The following is a 511-nucleotide window of genomic DNA, read 5'->3' as shown; positions in this document are numbered from 1 at the left end:
AACTATTACAATAATGATAGAATCAAGTCGAATTTAAACAAAATGAGCCCGATACAATATCGAGCTCATTATTATCAGAATTAATTATAAATTTGTCCAAACTTTTGGGTTCAGTCTACAATTCCACCTTTTTTATTGGTATAAAGTGAAAGAAGAAAAGCAGTGAGTTTCATCAATTGGAGTTCACTGCTTTTTTATTTTAATACGTACAATTCATATATTTATTGAATTTAGATTTTCCACTCTTAAACTGATGTATAGTTCTTAGGTTAAGTAAAAGACCTTTGAAGCAGTGAAAAATCATATAAATATTATTTCTCTTAAATTTCGTGTTAAAAACTTAGCAATTAGCAACTTATCGTTTTTATAGGTTCTTGGTCTTAAATAGTTGCAGACGGTATTTTTTTGGACTAAGTTTATATCACCATAAAATTAGTAGGTTAAGTTTATGGTAGATTTGGGGCAAAAAAGATGGAAGTAATTCCATCTTTTTTATTGGAATAAAATGAAG

1 protein-coding gene is annotated in these 511 nt (G+C 27.6%); it reads left to right on the top strand.

What is annotated here, in order from left to right; all coding sequences use genetic code 11:
- Window positions 1-84: IS3 family transposase (locus QO182_RS16445; protein ID WP_371562853.1), on the top strand; the 84-nt coding region annotated here is incomplete at its 5' end.
- Window positions 85-511 lie beyond the last annotated feature (427 nt).

Source organism: Flavobacterium sp. Arc2 (assembly GCF_041431385.1).
GTDB lineage: Bacteria > Bacteroidota > Bacteroidia > Flavobacteriales > Flavobacteriaceae > Flavobacterium.
Note: the sequence above shows the minus strand (reverse complement) of the source record. Positions and strands in the feature narration are given on the sequence as shown.